The organism is Curtobacterium sp. MCJR17_043 (assembly GCF_003224315.2).
In the GTDB taxonomy this organism is placed as follows: domain Bacteria; phylum Actinomycetota; class Actinomycetes; order Actinomycetales; family Microbacteriaceae; genus Curtobacterium.
On record NZ_CP126259.1, the window covers coordinates 482,634 to 507,234 of the forward strand.

The 24,601-nt window shown below is 72.4% G+C and carries 22 protein-coding genes and 8 pseudogenes; 14 read left to right on the forward strand and 16 right to left on the reverse strand.

Annotated features, from left to right (window positions below; genetic code table 11):
• Positions 1-20: 20 nt before the first annotated feature.
• A pseudogene (locus DEJ15_RS02485) lies at positions 21-776 on the reverse strand (glutamyl-tRNA reductase); the annotation flags it as partial.
• A 74-nt stretch (positions 777-850) separates the two neighbouring features.
• On the opposite strand from DEJ15_RS02485, the gene hemE reads away from it, so the two are divergent.
• The 11 genes and pseudogenes from hemE to hemL all read left to right on the forward strand — a co-directional run bounded on the left by hemE (position 851) and on the right by hemL (position 10,960).
• The gene (hemE, locus tag DEJ15_RS02490) at positions 851-1,975 is read left to right on the forward strand and encodes a uroporphyrinogen decarboxylase (protein WP_110825719.1); all 1,125 of its coding nucleotides are present in this window, start codon (positions 851-853) and stop codon (positions 1,973-1,975) included.
• Positions 1,972-3,324 carry a protoporphyrinogen/coproporphyrinogen oxidase gene (locus DEJ15_RS02495; RefSeq protein ID WP_110825718.1) on the forward strand — a complete coding sequence of 451 codons (1,353 nt, stop codon included), beginning with the start codon at positions 1,972-1,974 and terminating at the stop codon, positions 3,322-3,324. Before hemE ends, DEJ15_RS02495 begins: the two co-directional genes overlap by 4 nt.
• Positions 3,325-3,440: 116 nt before the next feature.
• Positions 3,441-3,707: a hypothetical protein gene (locus DEJ15_RS02500; RefSeq protein ID WP_110825717.1), complete on the forward strand. Its 267-nt coding sequence runs from the start codon at positions 3,441-3,443 to the stop codon at positions 3,705-3,707.
• The gene (locus DEJ15_RS02505) at positions 3,704-4,162 is read left to right on the forward strand and encodes a phage holin family protein (protein ID WP_110825716.1); all 459 of its coding nucleotides are present in this window, start codon (positions 3,704-3,706) and stop codon (positions 4,160-4,162) included. Before DEJ15_RS02500 ends, DEJ15_RS02505 begins: the two co-directional genes overlap by 4 nt.
• A gap of 68 nt (positions 4,163-4,230) precedes the next feature.
• On the forward strand, positions 4,231-4,440 hold the full coding sequence (locus DEJ15_RS02510; RefSeq protein WP_284176273.1) for a DUF3618 domain-containing protein: 210 nt from the start codon (positions 4,231-4,233) through the stop codon (positions 4,438-4,440).
• A 112-nt stretch (positions 4,441-4,552) separates the two neighbouring features.
• Positions 4,553-5,308, forward strand: a complete 756-nt coding sequence (gene hemQ / locus DEJ15_RS02515) for a hydrogen peroxide-dependent heme synthase (protein ID WP_110825714.1) — start codon at positions 4,553-4,555, stop codon at positions 5,306-5,308.
• Positions 5,305-6,540 (forward strand): ferrochelatase, encoded by a 1,236-nt coding sequence (locus tag DEJ15_RS02520; RefSeq protein WP_181419486.1) that lies wholly within the window; start codon positions 5,305-5,307, stop codon positions 6,538-6,540. Before hemQ ends, DEJ15_RS02520 begins: the two co-directional genes overlap by 4 nt.
• Complete coding sequence (gene hemC / locus DEJ15_RS02525) at positions 6,537-7,631, forward strand: hydroxymethylbilane synthase (protein WP_258365846.1); 1,095 nt, start codon at positions 6,537-6,539, stop codon at positions 7,629-7,631. The genes DEJ15_RS02520 and hemC overlap by 4 nt, the downstream gene beginning before the upstream one ends.
• Before the next feature lie 52 nt (positions 7,632-7,683).
• A complete protein-coding gene (locus tag DEJ15_RS02530; protein ID WP_284175550.1) occupies positions 7,684-8,565 on the forward strand; it encodes a uroporphyrinogen-III synthase in 882 nt (293 codons plus the stop codon).
• Positions 8,566-8,577: 12 nt separating this feature from the next.
• A pseudogene (gene hemB, locus DEJ15_RS02535) lies at positions 8,578-9,538 on the forward strand (porphobilinogen synthase); the annotation flags it as partial.
• Between the two features lie 77 nt (positions 9,539-9,615).
• Positions 9,616-10,960: pseudogene (gene hemL, locus DEJ15_RS02540) on the forward strand (glutamate-1-semialdehyde 2,1-aminomutase).
• A gap of 255 nt (positions 10,961-11,215) precedes the next feature.
• On the opposite strand, the gene DEJ15_RS02545 reads toward hemL, so the two are convergent.
• From DEJ15_RS02545 to DEJ15_RS02560, 5 genes and pseudogenes are all read right to left on the reverse strand, one after another.
• On the reverse strand, positions 11,216-11,968 hold the full coding sequence (locus tag DEJ15_RS02545) for an ABC transporter ATP-binding protein (RefSeq protein WP_284175551.1): 753 nt from the start codon (positions 11,966-11,968) through the stop codon (positions 11,216-11,218).
• A gap of 110 nt (positions 11,969-12,078) precedes the next feature.
• A complete protein-coding gene (locus DEJ15_RS02550; RefSeq protein ID WP_284175552.1) occupies positions 12,079-12,759 on the reverse strand; it encodes a GntR family transcriptional regulator in 681 nt (226 codons plus the stop codon).
• A gap of 161 nt (positions 12,760-12,920) precedes the next feature.
• Positions 12,921-13,448: a zinc-binding dehydrogenase gene (locus tag DEJ15_RS17480; RefSeq protein WP_349814788.1), complete on the reverse strand. Its 528-nt coding sequence runs from the start codon at positions 13,446-13,448 to the stop codon at positions 12,921-12,923.
• 169 nt (positions 13,449-13,617) lie between these two features.
• Positions 13,618-13,899, reverse strand: a pseudogene (locus tag DEJ15_RS17485) (alcohol dehydrogenase catalytic domain-containing protein); the annotation flags it as partial.
• Positions 13,900-14,091: 192 nt separating this feature from the next.
• Positions 14,092-15,120 carry a 6-phosphofructokinase gene (locus DEJ15_RS02560; RefSeq protein ID WP_110825707.1) on the reverse strand — a complete coding sequence of 343 codons (1,029 nt, stop codon included), beginning with the start codon at positions 15,118-15,120 and terminating at the stop codon, positions 14,092-14,094.
• A 152-nt stretch (positions 15,121-15,272) separates the two neighbouring features.
• Here DEJ15_RS02560 and DEJ15_RS02565 point away from each other — a divergent pair, with 152 nt between their 5' ends.
• Both DEJ15_RS02565 and DEJ15_RS02570 read left to right on the forward strand, forming a co-directional pair.
• Complete coding sequence (locus tag DEJ15_RS02565) at positions 15,273-16,310, forward strand: DNA-3-methyladenine glycosylase family protein (protein WP_349814789.1); 1,038 nt, start codon at positions 15,273-15,275, stop codon at positions 16,308-16,310.
• 442 nt (positions 16,311-16,752) lie between these two features.
• Positions 16,753-17,070, forward strand: a complete 318-nt coding sequence (locus DEJ15_RS02570) for a hypothetical protein (RefSeq protein WP_284175553.1) — start codon at positions 16,753-16,755, stop codon at positions 17,068-17,070.
• Between the two features lie 58 nt (positions 17,071-17,128).
• On the opposite strand, the gene DEJ15_RS17490 is transcribed toward DEJ15_RS02570, so the two are convergent.
• The 10 genes and pseudogenes from DEJ15_RS17490 to DEJ15_RS02615 all read right to left on the reverse strand — a co-directional run bounded on the left by DEJ15_RS17490 (position 17,129) and on the right by DEJ15_RS02615 (position 23,620).
• Positions 17,129-18,682 (reverse strand): NAD-dependent epimerase/dehydratase family protein, encoded by a 1,554-nt coding sequence (locus tag DEJ15_RS17490; RefSeq protein WP_349814790.1) that lies wholly within the window; start codon positions 18,680-18,682, stop codon positions 17,129-17,131.
• Position 18,683: 1 nt separating this feature from the next.
• Positions 18,684-18,842: pseudogene (locus DEJ15_RS17495) on the reverse strand (DeoR family transcriptional regulator); the annotation flags it as partial.
• 1 nt (position 18,843) lies between these two features.
• Positions 18,844-19,839, reverse strand: a complete 996-nt coding sequence (pdxA, locus tag DEJ15_RS02585) for a 4-hydroxythreonine-4-phosphate dehydrogenase PdxA (protein ID WP_110825704.1) — start codon at positions 19,837-19,839, stop codon at positions 18,844-18,846.
• Between the two features lie 8 nt (positions 19,840-19,847).
• Positions 19,848-20,315 carry a nucleotide-binding domain containing protein gene (locus tag DEJ15_RS02590; RefSeq protein ID WP_284175554.1) on the reverse strand — a complete coding sequence of 156 codons (468 nt, stop codon included), beginning with the start codon at positions 20,313-20,315 and terminating at the stop codon, positions 19,848-19,850.
• 121 nt (positions 20,316-20,436) lie between these two features.
• Positions 20,437-20,646: pseudogene (locus tag DEJ15_RS17500) on the reverse strand (hypothetical protein); the annotation flags it as partial.
• Positions 20,647-20,692: 46 nt separating this feature from the next.
• Positions 20,693-21,034 (reverse strand): annotated as a pseudogene (locus tag DEJ15_RS17505) (four-carbon acid sugar kinase family protein); the annotation flags it as partial.
• Entirely contained in the window at positions 21,031-21,504 is a 474-nt protein-coding gene (locus DEJ15_RS02600; protein ID WP_349814928.1) for a 2-keto-3-deoxygluconate permease, read from the reverse strand. The pseudogene DEJ15_RS17505 and the gene DEJ15_RS02600, both read right to left, overlap by 4 nt.
• 73 nt (positions 21,505-21,577) lie before the next feature.
• A pseudogene (locus tag DEJ15_RS02605) lies at positions 21,578-22,066 on the reverse strand (2-keto-3-deoxygluconate permease); the annotation flags it as partial.
• A gap of 185 nt (positions 22,067-22,251) precedes the next feature.
• The gene (locus DEJ15_RS02610) at positions 22,252-22,662 is read right to left on the reverse strand and encodes a YsnF/AvaK domain-containing protein (RefSeq protein WP_181419491.1); all 411 of its coding nucleotides are present in this window, start codon (positions 22,660-22,662) and stop codon (positions 22,252-22,254) included.
• 142 nt (positions 22,663-22,804) lie between these two features.
• Entirely contained in the window at positions 22,805-23,620 is an 816-nt protein-coding gene (locus DEJ15_RS02615) for a DUF2382 domain-containing protein (protein ID WP_110825701.1), read from the reverse strand.
• Between the two features lie 700 nt (positions 23,621-24,320).
• Here DEJ15_RS02615 and DEJ15_RS19265 point away from each other — a divergent pair.
• Entirely contained in the window at positions 24,321-24,530 is a 210-nt protein-coding gene (locus DEJ15_RS19265) for a hypothetical protein (RefSeq protein WP_502866191.1), read from the forward strand.
• Positions 24,531-24,601 lie beyond the last annotated feature (71 nt).

Below are 24,601 nucleotides of genomic sequence, written 5' to 3' on the forward strand. Positions count from 1 at the left end.
TCGTCGAGGTCGCACGCCTCGACGACCGGGACCTCGCTCGACGTGCAGGTGATGACGACGTCGCTCGTGCCGATCGCGGTGCGCAGGTCGGTGGCGGCGACGAGGTCGTGCTTGGCGGCGAACCACGGCGCCCGGCCGGACGGCGAAAAGACCTGGATGTGCTGGGCGCCGCGGTCACGGAGGGCGGCGATGGTGGTGGCGGCGTAGCTGCCGGTCCCGACGAGGAGCACGCGCGTCGCGGCCCAGTCGGTGATCCGCGAGGACGCGAGCTCGAGCCCGAGGCGGACGAGCGACCGGCCGGCGGCGCCGATCCGGGTGCGGGTCTTGACACCGCGGGAGGTGTGCGCGGCCTCCTGGAAGAGCCGTTCGAGGTCCGAGGTGGTGGTGCCGTTCCGGCGCGCGTCCTCGAGGGCCCGGCGGACCTGTCCGGAGATCTCGGTCTCGCCGACGACGACGGACTCGAGCCCGCTCGACACGGCGAAGAGGTGCTGCACGACGTCTCCGCCGCCGAGCACCTGCACGGCGTCGAGGACCTCGTCGGCCTGCAGCTCGCTCGCCGCCGAGACGGCCTCGACGGTGGCGCGGACGGCTGCGTCGTCGTCGCCCGCGATGTCGAGGTAGGCCTCGAACCGGTTGCACGTGGCGAGGACCACGGCGCCGTCGAGGACGTCCGAGTCCGTGACGAGGTGGCTGGCCGCCGCGGGTGCTCCGATGCTCAGACGCTCCAGGAGGTCGAAGCTGGCGTTGCGATGCGACGCCGTGAGACAGATGAGCACGTGTTCAATGGTAACCCCGGTGCCCCGAGCACCGGGTCGGGGAGCCGTCCTGTTCGCGGTGCGAGAATCATCCGGTGACCGACGCGCTCCCGACCACCCATCCGCTCGCCGACGGCCGCACCACGGGCTCGCGGCTCGTCCGTGCCCTCCGTGGGGACCGGCCGGAGACGCTGCCGGTGTGGTTCATGCGGCAGGCCGGCCGGTCGTTGCCGGAGTACCGGGAGCTCCGCGTCGGGACGGCGATGCTCGACGCGTGTCTCGACCCGGCCCTCGCGTCCGAGATCACCCTGCAGCCGGTCCGTCGGCACGGGGTCGACGCCGGCATCTTCTTCAGCGACATCGTCGTGCCGATCAAGCTCGCGGGCGTGGACGTCGAGATCGTCCCCGGTCGTGGTCCGGTCCTCGGGTCGCCCGTCCGGACGGCGGCGGACGTGGACGCCCTGCGTCCGCTCGAGGCGGAGGCCCTGGCCCCGATCACCGAGGCGGTCGCCCGGACGGTCGCCGAGCTCGGCAGCACGCCGCTGATCGGCTTCGCGGGCGCGCCCTTCACACTGGCCGCGTACCTGGTCGAGGGCGGCCCGTCGAAGGACCACATCCGGGCCCGCACGATGATGCACGCCGAGCCGGAGACCTGGGCACGGCTGCTCGACTGGGCCGCCGACGTGTCGGGGGCGTTCCTCCGTGCCCAGGTGCTCGCCGGTGCCTCGGCCGCGCAGCTCTTCGACTCGTGGGTCGGGTCGCTGTCCCGCGCGGACTACGTCTCCCGCGTCGCTCCGCACTCGGCGCGGGCACTGTCCCACGTGACCGACCTCGGCGTCCCGCGCATCCACTTCGGCGTCGGCAGCGGCGAGGTCCTGGCCGACATGGCGACCGTCGGCGGCTCCGTCGGTGCGGTGGACGCGGTCGGCGTGGACTGGCGGCTGCCCCTCGACGAGGCCGTGCAGCGCGTCGGCGGTGACGTGACCGTGCAGGGGAACATCGACCCGGCGATGCTCTCGGCCCCGTGGCCGGTCCTCGAGGCGCACGTCCGTGACGTCGTCCGCCGCGGAGGCGTTGCCCGTGCGCACGTCGTGAACCTCGGCCACGGCGTCCCGCCCGAGACCGACCCGACCGTGCTGACCCGCGTCGTCGAGCTCGTGCACGCACTGGGCGACGGCACCGACGTCGGGACCGACGGGACCGACCGGGCCGCGTCGTGACCGAGGTCGTCGTGGTCGGCGGCGGGGTCGCCGGGCTCGTCGCCGCGCGTGACCTGGCGAAGGGCGGCGCCCACGTCGTGCTGCTCGAGGCCTCGGGCGTGCTCGGCGGGATGATCCGACGGCACACGGTCGCGGGCCTCGACCTGGACATGGCGGCGGACTCGTTCGCGACCCGGACGGATGCCGTGTCCTCGCTCGCGGTCGAACTCGGTCTCGGCAACGACATCGTCTCCCCGGACCCGCGGGGTGCGTGGCTGATGACCCGCGACGGGCGGACCGCGCCGATCCCGTCGACCGGCCTGCTCGGGATCCCGGGCACCCCGATGGCCGCGGACGTCATCGCGGTCGTCGGTGGTGCCGGCGCCCTCCGCGCACAGATGGACGCGCTGCTGCCCTCGCCGGTGGGCGCACGGGCGACGTCGCTCGGCGCGATGGTCCGGAGCCGGATGGGCGCGAAGGTCCTCGACGACCTGGTCGTCCCGGTCGTGGCCGGCGTGCACTCGACGCACCCCGACGACCTCGACCCGGACCGCGTGGCGCCCGGGCTCCGTGCCGCCCTGCAGCGCGAGGGTTCGTTGGCCCGTGCGGTGCTCGCCCTCCGGAAGCGTGCCGTCGCCGGGTCCGCCGTGCAGGGGCTCCGAGGCGGCATCGCGCGGCTCGTCGACGAGCTCGTCGCCGACCTCGACACGTACCGCGTCGACGTGCGGCTGCACACGCGGGCCACCTCCGTCGGACGAGCGGCGGTCGAGACCGTGTCGGCGGACGGCACGACCGAGCGGCTGGCGGCGGACCACGTCCTCGCGACGGTCGCCGACCCGGCCCGGACGGCGGCTCCGCGTCGGTCCGGCATCGAGCTCGTCACCCTGGTCGTGGACCGGCCCGAGCTGGACGCTGCACCCCGCGGCACCGGGATGCTCGTGCACCCCGCCGCGACCGGCGTCGCCGCGAAGGCGCTCACGCACGCGACGGTCAAGTGGCCCTGGCTGGCGGAGCGGGCGGCCGGGAGGCACGTGCTGCGGCTCAGCTACGCCCTGCCCCCGGCAGGCGCGGACCAGGCGACCGGCGCTGCCGGCGCGACGAACGCGGACGAGGTGGCCACGAGCCTCCCGGTCGACCCCGCCGGTGCGGTGAGCGCACGGGCGACGACGGACGCGACCGCGCTGCTCGGCCTGCCCGTCCGTCCGGAGCACGTCGTCGGCGCGGCCCGCGTCCGCTGGCACGGACCGGACGCCGAGGCCGCCGGGCTGGCGGAGGGCGTGGTCGGGATCGGTGAGGCGTCCTCTGGGCGAGGGCTGTCCGGCATCGTCACCGCTGCCCGGGCGGCTGCTGAGCGCATCCTGGATTCCTGAGCGGACCGCTGACCCTCCGAGGGCTACTGTTGGGGGGAACCGTCGGACACATGCCGATCGGTGCATGACCACGCACGGTGCCTTCACAGCACACTGACCCAACGGAGGAATCGCTCATGCGAGGAAAGCTCCTGTTCGTCGCCGGCGCAGCACTCGGGTACGTCCTGGGATCGCGAGCCGGACGGGCGCGGTACGAGCAGATCAAGACCGTCAGCGGCAAGATCTGGAACAGCAACGGCGTCCAGAAGAGCGTGAACCAGGTCGAGGACTTCGTGTCCGACCGCACGCCCGACGTCGCCGACTTCATCGGTGAGCAGACCAAGAAGGTCGTCCGCAAGGTGAGCTCGAAGGCGTCGTCCGGCAAGGGCTCGCAGATCTCATGACCGACACACGCGACCGGAAGTCGCGGTCGCTGTTCGGCCTCGTGAAGGACGTCCCCGACCTCGTCAAGGACCTGGTCAAGGGGGAGATCGCCCTCCTCAAGGCCGAGATGATCGGCAAGGCGAAGGTCTTCGCGGTCGCCGCGGGCATCCTCGTCGCCGCGCTGGTGATCGTGCTGTACGCGATCGGCGTGCTCCTCACCGCAGCGGTGATGGGCCTCGCCACGGTGATGCCCGCGTGGCTCGCCGCGCTGCTGCTCGCCGTCCTCATGCTGATCGTCGCGGCGATCCTCGGGTTCATCGGGTGGAAGCGGCTCAAGAAGGGCCTGCCGGTCACGCCGAAGCGCACCATCGCGAGCGTCAAGAACGACGTCAACGCGGTGAAGGGCCTCGGCCGGAAGCCCACCCCCGAGACGCTCCGTGCGTCACGGAAGCCGGACGTCGACGGCCGGTTCTGACGCCCGTCATCCCCACGACTCCCTCGGAGGACCAGTGACCGACCCCCCAGCACGACGACCAGTCGAAGATCGCCGACCGCGTCGCTGCGACCCGTGCCCAGCTCTTCGACACCCTCGACGCGATCGAGGACAAGCTGAACGTGCCGAAGCAGCTCGGCATCGCCGCGTCGAAGGTCAAGCGTGGCGTCGACGCGAACCCGGTGCCCTACCTGGCCGGGCTCGCAGCGGGAGTGGCAGTGGTCGGGGGTATCGTCGTAGCGGTGCTCCGACGGCGGTGATCCACACGCGGCGAGCCTTCGCGAGCCGCAGTGGACGATCGTCCCGGACACCCGCTCGGCGAAGGGGGGCCGGCGAACCACACCCCCGGCGAACGTGGAGGACGACCGATCCATGAGCACTGACGTGCCCACCCCAGCAACTCCCGCAGCACCAGCGGCCAGTACAGCGCACGAGACGGACCCGGCTTCCGGAATCGACCCGAACCTGCTCACGGCCTACGCCCTCTGGGCGGTCTTCCGCCGCCCGGTCGGCGCCGTCCGACCCGGCGGTGCGGATGCGGTCGCGGAACTCGACGCGGTCGTCTCCGCGGCTGCCGAGCGCGGCGTCACCATCCGCGGCTTCTACGACGTCTCCGGCTTCCGGGCCGACGCGGACGTCATGATCTGGCTGCACGGCGACGACGCACAGGCGATCCAGGCGGTCCTCCGCGAGATCCGCCGCACGGCCCTCTTCGCCGAGGCCGAGCCGGTCTGGCACGCCATGGCCATGCACCGGGAAGCCGAGTTCAACAAGCGGCACACCCCGGCGTTCCTGCGCGGCAAGGACCCGGAGCCGTGGATCACGGTGTACCCCTTCGTGCGCTCGTACGAGTGGTACCTGCTGCCCGAGGAAGAGCGTTCGAAGATGCTGCGCGACCACGGCATCGCCGGCGCGAAGTACCGCCGCGTCCTGACGAACACCATCGCGTCCTTCGCCCTCGGTGACTACGAGTGGATCCTGCCGCTCGAGAGCCCGGACCTGGTCGACCTCGTCGACCTCATGCGCGACCTCCGCTACACCGAGGCCCGCATGCACGTCCGCGAGGAAGTGCCCTTCTACACGGGTCGTCGCGTGACGACCGCCGAACTCCCGGAGGTGCTGTCATGACCGACACCAGCATGATCACGAACGGCCAGCCCGTCCTCGCCGCCACCGCTGCGGCCGCGTCCGGCCCGGAGCACGTCGAGGTGCCGACCGCGTACGACGCGATCCTGCTCGCCGGCTTCGGTGGGCCCGAGGGTCAGGACGACGTCATCCCGTTCCTCCGCAACGTCACGCGCGGTCGCGGCATCCCGGACGAGCGTCTGGAAGAGGTGGCGCACCACTACCGCCACTTCGGCGGCGTCAGCCCGATCAACGCCCAGAACCGTGCGCTCAAGGCCGCGCTCGAGGCCGAGCTCGCCTCGCGGGGCATCGACATGCCCGTCCTCTGGGGCAACCGCAACTGGGAGCCCTACCTCGAAGAGGCGTTCACCGAGGCGGCCGACAAGGGCTACAACAAGCTCATCGCGATCGCCACGAGCGCGTACTCGTCGTTCTCGAGCTGCCGTCAGTACCGCGAGGACTACGCCCGCGTGCTCGACGAGACCGGTCTGATCGACACGATCCAGATCGACAAGGTCCGCCAGTTCTTCGACCACCCCGGCTTCGTCCGGCCGTTCATCGACGGGGTCCGCGACGGACTGGCCCGCGCGATCGCCGAGAACGACGGCCTCGACGTCGCGACGGAGCTCCAGGTGCTGTTCTCCACGCACTCGATCCCGTCGACCGACGCCGCCCGCTCCGGCCCCGACTACCGGGGCTTCGACGAGCACGGTGCGTACGAGGCGCAGCACCTCGCCGTCGGGCAGGTCGTCCTCGACCAGGCGTGGGCGGAACTGCTCGAGCAGCCCGAGCACGCGCACCTGCAGGGCACGTCGAAGCCCGCCTGGAAGCTCGTCTACCAGTCGCGCTCGGGTCCCCCGACGCAGCCGTGGCTCGAGCCCGACATCAACGACTACATGAACGAGGAGCTCAAGGGCGGCCCCACCCGCGCCGTGCTGATCGTCCCGCTCGGCTTCGTGAGCGACCACATGGAGGTCATGTGGGACCTCGACGAGGAAGCCACCGAGACCGCCGGCGAGCTCGGCTTCTGGTCGCTCCGCACGCAGACCCCCGGGGTCGACCCGGCCTACGTGTCCGGTCTCGTCGACCTCGTGCTCGAGCGGGTCAACGGCACGCCGACCGCCGAGCGTCCGCACATGACCGACATCGGCCCCTGGTACGACGTGTGCCGCCCGGGGTGCTGCGAGAACGTGCGAGCGGGGTTCAAGCCCGCAGCCGCCGGCGTCGCTCCGTGACCGAGGCGACCGCGGACCACCCCAGCACTCCGGCGACCGACGGCCCGGCCCCGATCCGGCTCGGCACCCGTGCCAGCCGACTGGCGGTCGCCCAGTCGCAGGACGTCGCCGACCGCCTGGCGAAGGCCGCCGGCCGTCCGGTGGAACTCGTCACCGTGACGAGCGAGGGCGACACGAACCGGGCCTCCCTGGCGTCCCTCGGCGGTACCGGCGTCTTCGCGTCCGCGCTGCGCGAGGCGCTCGTGGCGGGCGAGGTGGACGTCCTCGTGCACTCGCTGAAGGACCTGCCGACCGCGCCGTACCCGGGCCTGACGATCGGCGCCGTGCCGAAGCGTGCCGACGCTCGTGACGTCCTCGTGGCGCGGAACGGCGCCACGGTCGAGACCCTGCCCGAGGGCGCGAAGGTCGGCACGGGGTCGCCCCGCCGTGTCGCGCAGCTCAAGGCGGACCGGCCGGACCTGGACGTCGTCGACATCCGCGGCAACATCGACACCCGGCTCGCCCGTGTGGAGGACGACCTGGACGCGGTCGTGCTCGCGGCCGCCGGGCTCGGACGCATCGGACGGCTCGATGCCGCGACCGAGCTGCTCGACCTCGGGTTCTGGCCGAGTGCTCCCGGTCAGGGCGCGCTCGCGGTCGAGATCCGCACGGACGAGGACGACCGCAACCTGCTCGCCGCGCTGCGGAAGATCGAACACGCCCCGACCCGCCTGACCGTCACCGCCGAGCGCGAGGTGCTCGCCAAGCTCGAGGCCGGCTGCTCCGCACCGATCGGCGCGACCGCGGTCGTCGACGCCGAGATGCTCCTCGTCTCGGCGACGGTCTACCGCCCCGACGGCTCCGAGTACCGGACCGCGTCGCACGCGGCCGTGCTCGACGGGTCGGCGCAGGACCGCCTCGACGAAGCCCTGTCCGTCGCCGACCGGGTCGCCGCCGAGCTGCTCGAGAACGGTGCCGCCGAGCTGGCCGACCTGTCGAGCTCCGCCGGGTCGGACTCGGCCGAGCACGACGCCGGGCACACCGTCGGCCCCAGCCTCGACACCCCCGGTACCGAGGGGCCGTCCGACACGTCCGCCACCACGACCGAGTAGGGCGACGATCACCACGGACACCACGCGGGACGACACGACCGGGCACCGGCCCGTGGTCGTCGTCCCGCGCGGTGGCTCCTGGGGTGCGCGGGTCGCCGCGGCGGCCGCGGCCCGCGGGCTCGACCCGCGCATCGTCCCGCTCGTCACCGACGCGCCGCCGCTCGACGCCGGTCCCCTCGACCGGATGGTCGCGCGGCTCGCGGCCGGCCGCCCCGCCCCGGCTCCCGGTGCCGGCCGCCCCGCCCCGGTTCCCGAATTCCGGAACCTCGAGGCGTCAGGTTCCGACATCGTGGAACCTCGACGACCCGCACGCGGCGAGTCGTCGCACCTCGACGGCGCAGGCGCCGGTCGAGCGGGCGACGACTGGCTCGTGGTGACCAGCGCGACCACCGTGCGGGTGCTCGCGGAACGCCTGCCGGGCCTCCCGGCCGGGGTCCGCGTCGCCGCCGTCGGCGAGGTGACCGCCCGCGCGGCCCGCGCCGTCGGGTGGACCGTCGACCTCGTGCCGGACGACCACTCGGCAGCCGGACTCGTGCGGGCGCTCCCGGCGGACGCCCGACTCGTCCTCCACCCGCGCTCCGACCTGGCCGCACCCACCCTCGTCGACGGCCTGCGGGCCAGGGGCATCGACGTGTCAGAGGTGGTCGCGTACCGTACGGTCGGGACCGGTGACGCGCCGATCCCGGGCGACCCCGCGCCGGACATCGTCCTCGTGACGAGCGGCAGCATCGCCCGCGAAGTCGCTCGTCGTCTCACCCCCCCCTCGACCCCCCGCACCCGGATCGCCTGCATCGGCCCCGGCACCGCCGACGAGGCCCGCGCCGCCGGCCTGCCGGTGGACGTCGTCGCCGCTGAACGGTCCGCAGAAGCCCTCCTCGACGCCGTCGTCGAGGCCCTCGACCCATCCACCCCCGAACAGGAAGGCCACCCGTGACCGGCCGCTTCCCCCCAGGTCCGCCCCCGACGTCTCCGCGCCACCCCCCGCAATGCGTCGTCTCGTCGCCGAGACCCGGCTCCACCCCGCCGAGCTCGTGCTGCCGATGTTCATCCGCGAAGGCGCCACCGACGCGATCGACATCTCGAGCATGCCCGGGGTGCAGCAGCACTCCCTCGACTCGTTCCGCCGTGCACTGCACGAGGCCGCGTCGGTCGGCATCGGCGGCGTGAACCTGTTCGGCGTCCCGCAGCACAAGGACGCGGTCGGCTCCGGCGCGACCGACCCGGACGGCATCCTCAACGTCGCGATCCGCGTGGCGAAGGAAGAGGTCGGGGACGCCCTCGTCGTGCAGTCCGACCTGTGCCTCGACGAGTTCACCGACCACGGGCACTGCGGTGTCCTCGCGGCGGACGGCTCGGTCGACAACGACGCGACGCTGCTCCGCTACCGGGACATGGCGGTCGCCCAGGCCGAGGCCGGCGCCGAGCTCGTCTGCCTGAGCGGCATGATGGACGGCCAGATCGCCGCCGCGCGGGACGCGCTCGACGTCTCCGGGCACTCCGGCACCGCGCTGCTCGCCTACGCGGCCAAGTACGCCTCGGCGTTCTACGGGCCGTTCCGGGAGGCCGTCGCGAGCACCCTGCAGGGTGACCGCCGCACGTACCAGCTCGACTCCGGCAACGGGCGCGAGGGCCTCCGCGAGGTCGAGCAGGACATCGAGGAGGGCGCCGACATCGTCATGGTGAAGCCCGCGATGAGCTACCTCGACGTCCTCGCCCGCACGGCCGACACCTCACCGGTGCCGGTCTGGGCGTACCAGATCTCCGGCGAGTACGCGATGATCACCGCCGCCGCCCAGAACGGGTGGATCGACCGGGACGCCGCCGCGATGGAGGCCCTCATCGGCATCAAGCGCGCCGGCGCCGACGCGGTCCTCACCTACTTCGCCGTCGACATGGCCCGCAAGCTCAACGAGGAGGCCGGCCTGCGCACCTCCGGCAGCTCGGCGGACGTCGCCGGCATCGCACCGACCGGGAAGGCACCCGAATGACCACGACGACGACCACCAACGACGACCTGTTCGGCCGCGCGAAGGACAGCATCCCCGGCGGCGTGAACTCGCCGGTGCGTGCCTACGGCTCGGTCGGCGGGACGCCCCGCTTCCTGGTGTCCGCGAAGGGCGCCACCGTCACCGACGCCGAGGGTCGCGAGTACGTCGACCTCGTCGCCTCGTGGGGCCCGGCGATCCTCGGCCACGCGCACCCCGGCACGGTCGAGGCCGTGCAGCAGGCGGCGGCCCGGGGTCTGTCGTTCGGTGCCTCCACGCCCGGGGAGACCGAACTCGCGGAGCTCGTGAAGCAGCGCGTGCAGGTGGACGGCGACGGTCCGATCGAGAAGATCCGCATGGTGTCCACGGGCACCGAGGCGACCATGACGGCGATCCGCCTGGCCCGCGGCTACACCGGCCGGGACCTGCTCGTGAAGTTCGCCGGGCACTACCACGGCCACTCGGACTCGCTCCTGGCCGAGGCCGGTTCGGGCGTCGCCACGCTCGCACTCCCCGGCAGCGCGGGCATCACCGCCGAGACCGCCGCGCAGACGCTGGTGCTGCCGTACAACGACCTGGACGCCGTCCGTCGCGCCTTCGACGAGCACTCGGAGCGCATCGCGGCCGTGATCGTCGAGGGCGCCCCCCGCGAACATGGGCGTCCTCGCCCCGGAGCGCGGGTTCAACCGGGCCCTGGCACAGATCACGCAGGCGCACGGCGCGCTGCTCATCGTCGACGAGGTCCTGACGGGCTTCCGTGTCGGCCCGGCCGGCTGGTGGGGGCTCGAAGCGGACGGCACCGTGCCCGAGGGGACGGGGTGGAAGCCCGACCTCGTCACCTACGGCAAGGTCATCGGCGGCGGCATGCCCCTCGCCGCACTCGGCGGGCGCCGCGAGGTCATGGACTTCCTCGCCCCGCTCGGCCCCGTGTACCAGGCGGGCACGCTGTCCGGGAACCCGCTCGCGGTGGCCGCGGGCATCGCCACGCTCCGGGCCGCGACCGCCGACGTCTACGCGCACCTCGACCGGACGGCGGACGTCGTCTCCCGGGCCACGAGCGAGGCGCTCGCGGCCGAGGGCGTCGCACACACCGTCCAGCACGCCGGGAACCTGTTCTCGTTCGCGTTCCTGGACACCCCGCCGCGGGACTACGACGACGTCCGCGCGCAGGAGGCCTTCCGGTACGCGGCGTTCTTCCACAGCATGCTCGACTCCGGCGTGACCCTGCCGCCGAGCGTGTACGAGGCGTGGTTCCTCACCGCCGCGCACGACGAGCGCGCGGTGTCGCAGATCCTCGACGCGCTGCCGGCTGCCGCGAAGGCGGCCGCTGCCGCGACCGAGTAGCCGGCCGACGACGGACGGGAGGCGCGATCCGGAGGGGCCGCGCCTCCCGTCGGTCCGTCCGCAAGGTGCGCGAGACGCCGCCGTCCGCCCGTGACGGAGGCGTCTGCCCGTGACGCCGCCGAGTGCGCGAGACGCCGCCCTGTTCGACGGCGTGCTGCGACGAAGGAGGCGTCCGTCACTGACGGGGGCGTCTCGTGGCCGCGCGACGACCGCGGTCGCGCGACCGGTCCGTGCCAGCCGGGAGGCCCGCCCGCCTCAATCGGCCCGTCGTGCGTGCCAGCGCCCACCGCTGCGCTCGACCGCCAGCGGGAAGTCGAACGCGGCCGACACCAGCGCCGAGGTGATGACCTCGTCCGCCGGCCCCTGCGCCACGACGCCCCCGTCGCGGAGGAGCATCGCGTGCGAGGTCGAGGCCGGCAGGTCCTCCAGGTGGTGGGTGACCATCACGCTGCCGAGCTCCGGCTGCCGGACACGGAGGGCGTCGACGGTCTCGAGCAGGTGCTCCCGTGCGGCGACGTCGAGTCCGGTCGCGGGTTCGTCGAGCAGCAGCAGCCGCGGGTCGGACAGCAGCGCCCGGGCGATGAGCGCACGTCCCCGTTCGCCCTGCGACAGCACCGGCCATCGGGCGTCGCGGCGCGCGGTGAGTCCGACGTCGGCGACGAGCTGCTCGGCACGGACGAGGTCGTCGGCCGTCGGCTCCCACCGCGTCATGAGGTCGGTCGTCCCGGTGCGCCCGGTCAGCACGGTCTCGAGGACGGTCAGCGGCGACAGCATCCGGTGCCGAGGGTCGACGTGCCCGATGTGCTCGCGGAGCTCACGGACGTCGACACGTCCGAGCTGTCGACCGAGCACCTCGACGTGGCCGGCGGTCGGGTGCCCGGTGGCGCCGAGCACCGCGAGCAGGGTCGACTTGCCGGCGCCGTTCGAGCCGAGCAGCGCCCAGTGCTCCCCCGCTGCGGACGGTGAGGTCCACGTCGTGCAGCAGGTCGCGTCCGCTGCGGGTGACACGGAGGGCGGTGGCGCGGAGCAGGACGTCGGTCACGTCTCCATCCTCGCGCAGGACACAGGACGCAGGACGGCCCCGCCACATGGGGTGGCGGGGCCGACCGGTCGCCGGATCAGGCCTCTGCGGCCTTCGCCGCCCGTGCCGTCGCGAGGTGCTCGGCCATGGCGCGACCGAGCCCGCGCACGAGTGCGCCGCCGGCCTCTCCGTCGCGGCCCTTCGCGGCGGCACGGAAGCCGTCGAGCGCGTCCGCGACGTCCCAGAACACGAACTCGGGCTCACCGATGCGGACGAACTTCGCGCGGTTCAGCAGCGACTCGCTCGTCTTCACCAGGAGCTCGTTGCCCGACTTGGCGACCATGAACGCGATCGCCTTGTCGATGTCGTCGTTCAGGGCGCGGTCCTCGGCCTCGGCGTGCGTGCGCATGTCGTCGAGGATCTTGCCGAACGCCTTGACGTCGGCGTCCTCGAAGCGGGGGGAACGACCAGCGGGCGGCGAGCTCACCGATGCCGAACAGCACCTGGAAGGCGTCGTCGTACTGCTCGCGGGTGGGGGGAGGCGACGCGCGTGTAGCGGTTCGCCTCCATCTCGACCAGGCCGTAGTCGACCAGCTTCGCGATCGCCTCGCGGATGGGGGGTGCGACTCACACCAAGCCAGGCGACCAGCTCGTCGTCGTTGAGGCGTTCCCCGGCCTGCAGGGTGCCGTCCTGGATCGCGGCGAGCATCTTCTCGAGGACGACGTCGCGGAGGAGCTTCCGGGGCGAGTTCTCGACGGTCGACTTGGGTACCGGCATCCGGGTCTCCTCAATGAAGGTGTTCGGTACTCAAATCCTAACGTGACATTGTGCAAACGCTTGCTAAGCAGCAGGCGCAGGAGCGGGAGTCGCCGCCACCCGTGCCCGCCCTCGTGCTGACCGGTGCAGCCCCGTCGGCACCGCCGGCCGGGAGGCCCGGATCACCGCGTGACGTCGACCACCGTCCGCCCGTGCACCCGTCCAGCGACGACCTCCGCGCCGACCTCGATCGCCTCGGCGAGGCCGACCGTGCGGGTCGCCGCCCGGAGCAGCGCCGGGTCGAGGTCCGTCGCGAGCCGTGCCCAGGCCCGCTGCCGCAGGTCGAGCGGCGCCGCGACCGAGTCGATGCCGAGCAGGGACACCCCGCGCAGGATGAACGGCAGCACCGTCGTCGGCAGGGAGGTGTCCTGCGCCAACCCGCACGCCGTGACCGAGCCGCCGTACTGCGTCGCCGCGAGGACGTTCGCGAGGGTCGCACCACCGACACTGTCGACCGCGCCGGCCCACACCGCGCGCTGCATCGGCTTCCCCGGCTCGGCGATCGTCGCGCGGTCGATGACGTCCGCCGCGCCGAGGGCCCGGAGCGCGTCGCCGTTCTCCGGCCGACCGGTCGACGCGGTCACCCGGTACCCGCGGGCCGCGAGCAGGGCGATCGCCACCGTGCCGACCCCGCCCGAGGCTCCGGACACCAGGACCGGCCCGTCCTCGGGGGGCGACTCCGCGCTCGAGCGCCAGGACGCTGAGCATCGCGGTGAACCCGGCCGTGCCGATCGCTGCCGCCAGGTCGTCGTCGATGCCGTCGGGCAGGGAGACGAGCGCGTCCACCGGGACGACGCACTGCTCCGCCCAGCCGCCGTGCCGGGTCTCGCCCGCGCCCGCGCCGGTCAGGACCACGCGCTCGCCGACCGCCACGTCCTGCACGTTCGGTCCGACCGCGGCCACGGTGCCGACCACGTCGATGCCGGGCACGAGCGGGTCGGTCCGCACGACGCCGGGGTCGCCGGCGACGGCCAGGCCGTCCTTGTAGTTGACGCTCGACCGCGTGACGGTGACCAAGGCCTCCCGGTCGCCGGGGGCGGGCAGGTCGACGTCGGTGACGATGGGGGCGGCGGAACGGGACACGAGGACGGCGCGGGTCATGGGCGCGACGCTACCCCGGGCCTCCCGGTCGGGCGCGGGCGCAGCCGATGCAGGTGGGCCACACGCTCCAGGTCGCACGACATGCCGCTCGTCTCCGGAGCGAACGGCATGTCGTACGACCTCGGCGAACGGCCGGCGGCGTGTTGTGCGACCCGGGTGGCCGAGGACCGATCGAGGTCCCGGCGCCCGGCGTCAGCCGAACATGATGGCGGCTTCGTCGTACCGGTCCTGCGGCACGGTCTTCAGCTCGCCGAGCGCGTCCTCGAAGGAGACGTGCACGATCTCGGTGCCCTTCAAGGCGACCATCCGGCCCCAGCGCTCCTCGACGACGGCGTCGATCGCCGCCAGGCCGAGCCGGGTCGAGAGCACCCGGTCGTAGGCCGTGGGGGTGCCGCCGCGCTGGATGTGCCCCAGCGTCGTGGCGCGGGTCTCGATGCCCGTCATCTCCTCGATGAGCGGGGCGAGGCGCTCGCCGATGCCGCCCAGGCGCGGTCGGCCGAAGGCGTCGAGGCCGCGCTCGGTGTGGGCGGTGTCCTCGTGGTCGGGGACGAAGCCCTCCGCGACCACGACGAGCGGTGCACGCCCGCGGTCGTAGGCGGCCTGGACCCACTCCGCGATCTGCGCGAGGGAGGTCTTCTGCTCGGGGATGAGGATCGCGTGCGCGCCCGCCGCCATGCCCGAGTGGAGGGCGATCCAGCCGACGTGCCGGCCCATGACCTCCGCGACCATGCAGCGCGAGTGGGACTCTCCCGTGGTGCGGAGGCGGTCCATCGCCTCGGTCGCGATCGCCACCGCGGTGTCGAAGCCGAACGTGTAGTCCGTGGCGCCGAGGTCGTTGTCGACCGTCTTCGGGACGCCGACGATCTTGAGCCCGGCGTCGGTGAGGCGCTTCGCGGCGGCCAGCGTGCCCTCGCCGCCGATGGCGACGAGGGCGTCGATGCCGTGCCGCTCGAGCGTCGCGGTGATGTTCTCGACGCCGCCCTTCGGGCCCTCGAACGGGTTCGTCCGGCTCGTGCCGAGGATCGTCCCGCCCTGCTTCGCGATGCCCTGGATGTCCTTGCGCCCGAGCGGCACGATGTCACCCTCGACCACGCCCCGCCAGCCGTCCCGGAAGCCGACGAACTCGTGGCCGTGGATCGCGATGCCCTTGAGCACGATGGCCCGGATGACCGCGTTGAGACCGGGGCAGTCGCCGCCGGAGGTGAGGATGCCGATGCGCATGGAGAGGACTTCCGATGTCGGGTTCGGTGGACTCCCTCATCATGGCCGACGCGGGTCCGGGACCGCCACGCTGTGACCGAGGTTGTGGACAACCGCCGGTGGTGCCGTCCGCCACGGTCGCTGGTGTCCGTGCCGACGCTTACGATCCCTGCATGGCTTCCGTCCGATCCGCTGCGGCGTCGACCGGCGACGCCGAGCAGGATCGCGACCCGCTCGTCGACCTACGCCGCGTCGACACCGTCTACCGGCCGGGAGGCCCGGTGGACGTGATCGCGACGCTGCGGCCCCTGTCGCGCGGCTCCGGTGACCCGGCGCACCGGGTGGTCGGGTCCGACGTCTGGCTCGCGTTGCGCACCCCGGAGGGGCCGGCGTCCGTCCTCGTCCGGGCCGTCGGCGACGCCGTCGCGATCAGCGCGTGGGGTGCCGGAGCCGCGTGGGCCGTGTCGCACGGACCGGACCTCGTCGGCCGCGGTGACGACTGGTCCGAACTCGACGTGTCCGCGCATGCGTTCCTGGAACAGGCGCGACACCGCCAGCCGGGGTTACGGCTCCTCCGGACGAACACCGTCGTCGCGATGCTCGTGCCCGCGATCATGGAGCAGAAGGTGACCTCGCGGCAGGCCTGGCGTGCGTGGCGGTACCTCGTCCGACGCTTCGGCACGCCCGCACCCGGCCCGGCTCCCGAGGGCATGGTCGTCCCGCCGGACGCCGACACCTGGGCGCGCATCCCGAGTTGGGAGTGGCACAAGGCCGGCATCGAGCCCGGGCGCTCGGCGACGGTGATGCGCGTCGTGAAGGTCGCGCCCGCACTCGAACGGACGCTGGCGCTCGGCCGCGGCGGGGAGCTCGTCGCGAGTCGGCTGCAGTCGATCCCCGGCGTCGGACCGTGGACCGCTGCCGAGACGGCGCAGCGGTCGCACGGGGACCCGGACTCGCCGAGCGTCGGGGACTACCACGTGCCAGCCCTCGTCGGATGGGCACTCACCGGAGGGCCGGTCGACGACGACGGGATGCTCGAACTGCTGGAACCGTGGCGGGGGGCACCGCGAACGGGTCGTGCGGCTCATCTCGGGGTCGGGGTTCCGGAAGCCGGCGTTCGGGCCGCGGATGACGATCCAGGACCACCGCGGGCACTGAACATCCGTCGCCGTTGCCGCCCGATCGAGGCTCCGCTACTCTGGTGCTCGTAAGCCCCGTGTGGACCGCTGGTTTCGACCATGTCGCCGGGGCTCTGCTTTTTTTCTGCGGGGGAAGTTGGGGAAGTGTCGGACTCCTGGGTGGACGACTGGCTCGGCGCCGCGCGGTTCGCGCGGTACGTGGCAGACGCCGACGGCGACCGAAGCCGGGCCCTTCGCCTGTACGAATGGAACGTCCAGGCGGGGCAAGCGCTCATGCACGACATCGCCCACTTCGAAGTGGCACTGCGGAACGCCTACGACACGGCCATCTCGGCGCGCTGGCGAACGAACACGCACTGGCTCCTCGATGCGGAATCGCCTGCGATCGTCCCGATCTGGCGCACGAGGAACGTCAAGGGGATCAAACGGGGCTCGGACGTCAACGCCCTCAACCGGAAAGCAGTCGATGCCGCCATCGCTCGCTGTGGTTTCGGAAGCGCGACCCCCCGGGAAGGTGATCGCGGAGTTGACCCTCGGGTTCTGGCGGCAGCTGACGACCAACGCGATGGAGAAGACCGTCTGGGTGCCGTACCTGCACCACGCCTTCCCGAAGGGTACGCAACGCTCTCACGTCGACCACACGATCGAGTCGGTGAACACGCTCCGCAACCGGATCGCGCATCACGAACCCATAGCGACGCGGTCGGGGAGCCCGGACCCCGCTCAGGTACACCGGGAGATGTTGAACATCCTCAATGGCATCGCTCCAGCGGTCTACAGCCACGTGTCCGAGACATCGCGTGTCCGGCATGTACTGACGCTCCGCCCATGAGTAGCTCCCGACGGCCAGCCGCGCGGGCATGGCTCGGAGGAGCAGCAGCGTCCCGCGGTCAGCTGTGCCGTGCACCCTCGCCGGCGAGCACCGCGCGGTAGCCCTCGCGGAAGGTCGGGTAGCGGAACGTGAAGCCGGTCGACCGCAGGAGCGCGTTCGACAGCCGCTTGTCGCCTCCCGCCTGCCGGTCGGACGCCGGACCCGACCCCGGTGCCGGCACCGCCAGTTCGTCGGCGAGGAACCGGAGCACGTCGTCGAGTCGGACTGGCTGGTCGTCGGTGCCCAGGTAGGTCGGCGCCGGGTCGTCGAGTGTCGCGAGGTGCACGATCGCGGCCGCGGCGTCGTCGCGGTGGATGCGGTTCGTGTGGGGAGACGCCCCCGGGCTCGGCGCGAGTCGGGCCGCGCCGGATCGCACCTGGTCGATGAGCCGCTCCCGCCCGGGCCCGTAGATCCCCGAGAGTCGGAGGAGCACCGCACGCGGCGCTCGCTCTCGGAGGAGCGCTTCGGCCTCCACGAGGACCTGCGCCGTGGGCGTCCCGCCGGTCGCCGGGGTCTCCTCGGTGACGACGCTGCCGTCCGACACGTCGTAGACCGCGGTCGAGGACACGACGACGATCCGCGGGCTCGCTCCCGACCGGTCGATGCCGTCCAGCACGTTCCGGAGGCCGTCGACGTAGGTCGCCCGGTACTCGTCCGGGTCCCGGCTGCCCGCGGCCAGGGCGACGACCACGATCGCGGTGTCGGCGTCGATCTCGGGCACGTCCTGGCGCAGGTCGGTGCTCCGGCCCTCGATCGGTGCGGGCAGGAGCTCCGCGCGACGACGGAGTCCGACGACGCGGTACCCGAGGTCGGCGAAGCGGAGGGCGGCCTCGGTGCCGAGGTCGCCGCAGCCGGCGATGACGACGGTCTGGTGGTGCAGCATGGCTCGACCCTTCCACGGAAGGTGCGCCGGTGTCCGGCGGTGCGCAGGCGAACCGGTGCGATGAGCGCCCGTCCTCAGGCGAGGTGACCGGTCGCCGCCACGTGCAGCGTCACCGACTCCGCCCCCCCGGAACGCCGCCAGTTGCTCCTCCGTCGCCCCGTCGTCCGTGACGAGCACCCACGGCCGCTCGATCCGCGTCCACCAGTGGGCCGAGGCCACCCCGAGCTTCGTCGAGTCCGCCAGCACGTACAGCTCGCGCGCCCGCTCGACCATCACGCGCTTCAACGACGCCTGCTCCGGCGTCTCCTCGCCGAGCCCGAACTCCGCGGAGACCCCGTCGGCCCCGAGGAACGCGACGTCGGCCGACACATCCGCCATCACCCGCTCGGCGAAGGGCCCGACGAACCCCGAGCTGATGTGCCGCAGCCGCCCGCCCACGACGATGAGCTCGACTCCCGTGCTGTGCTCGAGTGCGTTGGTGGTCGTCAGTCCGGTCGTCACGACGGTGATGCCCTCGCGGTGGACGAGGTTCCGCGCGAGCGCCCCCCACGGTGGTCCCGGCGTCGAGCACGGCGACGGCCCCGTCCTCCACGAACGTGCTCGCGAGCCGGCCGATCGCTGCCTTCTGCTCGACGGCGATCGCCTCACGCTCCCGCAGACTCCGCTCCGCCCCGCCGATGGTCTGCGCACCGCCGTACGTCCGGACGATGGTGCCGTCCCGCGTCATCGTGTCGAGGTCCCGCCGGATCGTCGACGCGGAGACCGAGAACACCGCTGCGAGCTCGTCGACGGTGACGGGCTTCTCCTGCAGCAGGCGGCTGATCTCGCGCCGACGGTCGCGGGCGTTCACGTCAGCCTTCGCGCTCCGGGGACAGGTCGGCGGCCTGACGGAGCGCTTCGAGCAGCGGTTCGTGGTCCACGATGTCCTTCCCGGCGATGTCGAACGCCGTTCCGTGGTCGACCGAGGTCCGGACGAACGGCAGGCCGACGGTGACGTTCACACCGTTCTTCAGCCCGAGCACCTTCACCGGGATGTGGCCCTGGTCATGGTACTGGGCGACGACCAGGTCGTAGTCGCCGCGACTGGCGAGCATGAAGAGGGTGTCGGCGGGCAGCGGACCGATGACGTCGAGGCCCTCGGCACGTGCTCGGTCGACGCCGGGCTGGATCTTCTGGGCCTCCTCGTCGTTGCCGAACAGGCCGTTCTCGCCACCGTGCGGGTTGATCGCGGCGACGGCGATGCGCGGACGCTCGTTGCCGGAGCGGACGAGCAGGTCGTTGCCGCGCGCGATGGTGCGGTAGACCCGGTCACCGTTGATGGCGGCGACGGCGTCGACGAGGCCCAGGTGCGTGGTGACGTGGATGACGCGCATGTTCGGCGCGGTGAGCATCATCGAGACCTCGTCGATCCCCGCGAGTTCGGCGAGCATCTCGGTGTGGCCGGGGTACTGGTGCCCGCCCATGTGCAGCGCGGCCTTGTTGAGCGGACCGGTGCAGATGGCGTCGATCGTGCCGGCCATCGCGAGCTCGACGGCCTTCTCGATGAACAGGAAGGCGCCGTGTCCGGCCTCGGCGGAGAGTTCGCCCCAGGCCAGGTCCTCGGGGATGCACGGGATGTCGAGGACGTCGATGGTGGTCGGGTCCTCGGTCACCTCGGACGGGTCACTGATCCGGTTGAGGGTCAGCGTGCTCGAGATGACGTCCATGGCGAGCTGCAGACGGCGGAGGTCGCCGATGACGAACATCGTCGCCAGCGACCGGGTCGCCTGGTCGGCCATCGCCTTGGCGATGATCTCGGGCCCGACGCCGGCGGCGTCACCCATCGTGATCGCGATGATCGGCTTCATTGTGTTCCTCACTCTTCGGTGTTCAGCTGTCGGAGGGCCCGGACCGTGCGGGCGAGGGTGCCGGCGTCGCCGAACGCACCCGCCTTCGTCACGAGGATCGGGCGGTGGTCGGGGTGGCTGCTCAGGACGACGCCGGGTTCGACGGTCCCGTGCACGCGGACGCTGTCGATGCCGAGCGCGTCGAGGACGGCCCGCGCGGTCTCCCCGCCGGTCAGGACGAGGGCGTCGAAGCGGTGCGCACTCCGCGTGACGGTCGTCGCGAGTGCCGCGGCGACGTCGAGGGCGTTCCCCTTGTCGACCGGGATGCCCAGGTCGGGCGTCAGGACGACGTCGCCGGGAGCGCTGGAGATCTGGTCCGTCGCAGCCTGCTCGCCGTCGTCGCGGTGCCGCAACTCGACGTGCTCGGCGCCGCGGCGTACGAGTTCGTCGATCTGGGACCGGGCGGGGCCGGAGTAGCTCCCGACGACGACGAGCACGCGGTCGACGGCCGGCAGCGGGGGGAGCCGACATCGCGGTCGCGCCGTCGGTCGGCACCATGTGCGCGGCGAGTCCGCCGGACCCGGTCGCCAGGACCGGACCCGCGACCAGCCGGGAGGCCCGGGCGATCTGCTCGAGATCGGCGTCGGTGACCGCGTCGACGACCACCGCGTCAGCGCCGTCGGTGCGAAGACGGTCGAGGCGACCGGCGAGGACCGCGGGGCTGTCCGCCGGACCGGGGGTGAGCCTCCCGGCCTGGAGGCCCGCGGCGGCGAGCGAGGCGACGACGTCGCCGGCGTGGTCGCCGTCCGTGTTCGGGACGCCGTCCACGTGGACGACCCCGCCGACGGTCGTGCGGCCGGTGCCGGGGAAGGCGGGGGGCGACGACAGCCAGGCCGCGTTCAGCGCCGGAGATCGCGGTGAGGGCTGCGGCGAGTTCGGCGCCGACGTTCCCGCGGAGGAGCGAGTCGATCTTCTTGAAGACCGGTCGGCCGAGGGCGACCGAGCGGCGGACGACCGACCCGACCAGATCCGCGGCCTCCTGCTCGGGCAGGTACCGGCTCTCGGTGTCCACGGCGAGGACGTCCGCGGCGGGCCACGGCACGTCGGGGCCGAGGACGACGGCGCTGGTGCGCGCCGATCCGTAGCCGCCGGCGGCGTCGGCGGCCCCGGTCAGGTCGTCGGCGACGATCGTCAGGGTCGCGTGCGTCCCGCTCACGTGGCGGCTCCGTTCCCCGCGCTCTCCACGGGAGCGGCGTTCGCGGGCGTCGTGTCCGTGCCGCCCTTCTTCGCCGCGATCCGCCGTGCGTACCAGGCGACGACGAGCGGGGTCCCGATCGAGGTCACCACGATGGCGGCGGACACCAGCACGGTGGCGGGACCCGCTGCCTCCTTGTAGGCCGGGTTGGCGGCGGCGACGAGCATCGGCACCGCGGCGGCGTTGCCCGCGGTGGAGGACGCGGCGAGGCCGCCGAGGCCGGTGCCACCGGTGAGGCGGTCGGCGAGGAACAGGACGCTGCCGCCGAGGAAGAGCACGACCAGGCCGAGCAGGACACCGAGCAGTCCCGCGCTGAGGACGGTCTGCAGGCTGATGCCGAAGCCGAGCGCCAGGCCGAAGAAGAAGATGAGGACCGGTGCCGCGGAGGAGAGGAACTTCCGCATCGCCGGGTCGAGCGAGCCGAGGACCATGCCGAGCACCAGGGGGGATGAGTGCACCGACGAGGGCCTGCCATGGGAACGCGGACAGCCCGGCGACCCCGAGGATGAGCATCGTGAGGAAGGGGCCGGACTCGATCGTCATGATCGAGTACGCGGCGACGTCCTTGGGCTTGCCGTACTGGCCCATGAGCGCCATGTAGAGGCCGCCGTTCGTGTCGCTGAACGCGGCGACGAGGGCCAGGACGGACAGGCCGGTGAGGAAGCCGCCCTGGATGGGCAGCTCGGACATGAACTGCCCGGCGACCACACCGATGACGACGGCGAGCAGCACCTTCGAGCCGAAGAGCGCCCCGCCCTTCTTGAGGATGTACGGCGTCGCGCGCAGGTCGATGCTCGCACCCATGCAGACGTAGAAGACGGCCAGGATCGGCGTGCTCCCGGTAAGGAGGCCTCCGGTGAAGGACCCGAAGAAGTCCGCGGTGCCCGGGGCGACCGTCGCGAGGACGGCACCCACGAGGAGCGGGACGAGCATCATGCCGCCGGGGACCTTCTCGATCCCGGCCTTGATCGGAACGGACATACGCAACTCCATCGTTTCGTTCCCGGGCGCTGACGTGCTCGGTGTCTCCAGGATTGCACAGAACGCGCAACTGTTTGCGCGTTCTGTGCAGAACGCGCAACCGACCCCTGTGGAGCACGCGGTCCTGCCGGGAACGAGACGAGCCTCCCGTCCGTCGCGATGACGGCCAGGAGGCCCGGTGCACTCGGGTGGGCTGCTCAGGCCATCGGCGCGCGCACCTCGTCGACGTCGACGACCTCGTGCCGGAGGGTCTCGTCGACGACCTCGTCGTGCGTGACGGTGTGCGTGGTGAGCGTGACGCGCTCGACCGGCACGACGGTCTTGGTCACGACGAGCTGCTCCTCGTGCAGGACGACCACGATCGGTTCGCGGACGGTGTCGCCGGTGCCGGCCGGCAGGCGGGTCTCACCGGTGATCGGCTCGCGGGTCAGGCGGATCTCCTCACGGCTGACGTCGACCGTGACGGTGCGCTGCTCGGTGACGATGTACCGCTCGAGTCGGACGCGTTCCGTGGCGTGACGCTCGGTGGTGACGGCGAGGCGCTCCTCGCTGCGGACCACCTCGACGTGGTCGTCGGCGTCGGACACGTGCTGCTGGTCTCGGTTCATGCTCTGCTCCGTTGGGCCGTGCGGTGCTCCGTTGAGGGAACGGGAGGGGCGGGTACGCCTGTCGGCCCCGCTCGTCATGATCGGGGCCGACAGGTGTGAGCGGGCTCAGTCCCGGCGACGGAGGGGTCGCCGCCGGTGGTGCTCAGGAGCGGAGGTCGCGGTCGGTGGACCCGGTGGCGCTGCGGACCTCGCTGTCGTCGAGTTCGATCTCCTCGTGGGCGACCTCCTCGTCGACGGTCTGCTGCTCGGTGACGGTCTCCGTGCCGAGGCGGACGCGTTCGACGGGGACGGTCTCCTTGGCGGTCACGACGCGCTCCTCGGAGAGGACGACCTCGTGCTCCTCCTCGCTGAGCTCCGGGCCGGCGAGGGCGTCGGCGGCGTTCGCGTCGGTGATCGGCTCGCGGGAGAGGGTGACCTCCTCGTGGCTGACCGGGACGGTCTTGGTGACCTGCTCGGTGACGACGTGCTTGCGCAGACGAGCACGGCCGGTCCGGACCTGCTCGGTGCCGACGTGCAGACGCTCCTCGGAGCGGGTCATGGCGTCGTCGGTCGTCGGGCCGGAGGTGTCGTGGCCCTGGGTGCCGTGGGTGTTCACACCACGGTCGGCGTCCTGGTCGTACAGGGGCTGCTCGTCCGCCACGGAGGTGTCGGTCATGCCGTAGTACGAGTAGAGCGCCTGCTCCTCCTCGTCGCTGAGGGCACCATCCGCCTCGACGCGCGGTGCGTCCTTGACGAACGCCTTCTCGTACGCGACGCGGACGATGCCGGCGTCGAAGTTGGCGTCGGTCAGCGGGGCGAAGGTCTCGGACGAGCCGAAGAGCCCCGTGCGGATCGTCACCCAGGTCGGCGCCTGCGTGTCGTTGTCGACGTAGACCTGTCCGACCGTGCCGATCTTGGCCTCGCCGCTGCCGTAGACGTCGGCGCCGATGAGGTCGTTGATGCTGTTGCTGTCGATCATGGTGGTGCTCCTGTTCCCCGGCGTGGTCACCGGATCCGATGAGGAGTGCGTCCGAGATGGAGGTGCGGGATCACCTCGGCGGACTTACGGCGTAAGCCCGCGTCGGAGCTTACGACGTAAGCGCGCGTACGGTCTCAGGTACGGCAGCGACGCACCCCGAGGACGCAGTCGGGGCCGGAAGCCACCCACAGCGAGGGAGATCCGCCATGGCGGCACGCGACAGGACGACCGCACCCGGGCTGAGCCGGGACCTCATCGTCGCGACCGCGCTCGGGCAGATCGACCGGTCGGGCACGCAGGGGCTGTCGATGCGCTCCCTCGCGCAGGAGCTCGGCGTCGAGGCCATGTCCCTCTACCGGTACGTGCACGGGAAGGAGGACCTGCTCGAGGGCATCGTCGCCTCACTGATGAGCGACCTCGTCTCCCACCTCGAGGAGGCCGAGGGCACGCACTGGCAGGCGTTCCTCCAGACGGTCGCGCACGCGGTCCGCCGGATCGCGACGGACCACCCCAAGGCGTTCCCCCCCTCGTCGCCACCCGCCATCCCGCGGCACCCTGGCTGCGTCCGCCGCTCCGGAGCATCGAGGTCGTCGACACGTTCCTCCGGGCCCTCACCGGGAACGGGTTCTCCGACGCGCAGGCCGTCAACGCCTACCGCGCGTTCAGCAGCTTCCTGCTCGGCCAGCTCCTCCTGCAGTCCGTGGTCAGGGGAGCCGAGGCAGGACCCGCCGAGGAGCCGCTCGACGAGGGCGGCGCCGCCGTCCCGGAGGGCGACGGGAACCTGTCCCTCGACATCGCCCCGGAGGTGCAGCGGCTGCGTGCCCTGCTCAGCGAGGACCGCAGCGACGAGGAGTTCGAGGTCTCGCTCGAAGCGCTCCTCGACCGCCTGGACCGCGAGCTCTCGCAGTAGCGATAACGATTCTCATTTGCCTGTAAGGTTCCGGGAGCAGCGCGCCGCGCTGCGCTCCCGTCTCCCACCTG

What these genes read in the sequence shown, in the direction of transcription:
- DEJ15_RS02500 (WP_110825717.1), top strand. Translation starts at nt 3,441, where the DNA reads ATGCGAGGAAAGCTCCTGTTCGTCGCCGGCGCAGCACTCGGGTACGTC.
- DEJ15_RS02505 (WP_110825716.1), top strand. Translation starts at nt 3,704, where the DNA reads ATGACCGACACACGCGACCGGAAGTCGCGGTCGCTGTTCGGCCTCGTG.
- hemQ (WP_110825714.1), top strand. Translation starts at nt 4,553, where the DNA reads ATGAGCACTGACGTGCCCACCCCAGCAACTCCCGCAGCACCAGCGGCC.
- DEJ15_RS02520 (WP_181419486.1), top strand. Translation starts at nt 5,305, where the DNA reads ATGACCGACACCAGCATGATCACGAACGGCCAGCCCGTCCTCGCCGCC.
- DEJ15_RS02550 (WP_284175552.1), bottom strand. Translation starts at nt 12,759, where the DNA reads ATGCCGGTACCCAAGTCGACCGTCGAGAACTCGCCCCGGAAGCTCCTC.
- DEJ15_RS02560 (WP_110825707.1), bottom strand. Translation starts at nt 15,120, where the DNA reads ATGCGCATCGGCATCCTCACCTCCGGCGGCGACTGCCCCGGTCTCAAC.
- DEJ15_RS02565 (WP_349814789.1), top strand. Translation starts at nt 15,273, where the DNA reads ATGGCTTCCGTCCGATCCGCTGCGGCGTCGACCGGCGACGCCGAGCAG.
- pdxA (WP_110825704.1), bottom strand. Translation starts at nt 19,839, where the DNA reads ATGAAGCCGATCATCGCGATCACGATGGGTGACGCCGCCGGCGTCGGG.
- DEJ15_RS02600 (WP_349814928.1), bottom strand. Translation starts at nt 21,504, where the DNA reads ATGGTCCTCGGCTCGCTCGACCCGGCGATGCGGAAGTTCCTCTCCTCC.
- DEJ15_RS02610 (WP_181419491.1), bottom strand. Translation starts at nt 22,662, where the DNA reads ATGAACCGAGACCAGCAGCACGTGTCCGACGCCGACGACCACGTCGAG.
- DEJ15_RS02615 (WP_110825701.1), bottom strand. Translation starts at nt 23,620, where the DNA reads ATGATCGACAGCAACAGCATCAACGACCTCATCGGCGCCGACGTCTAC.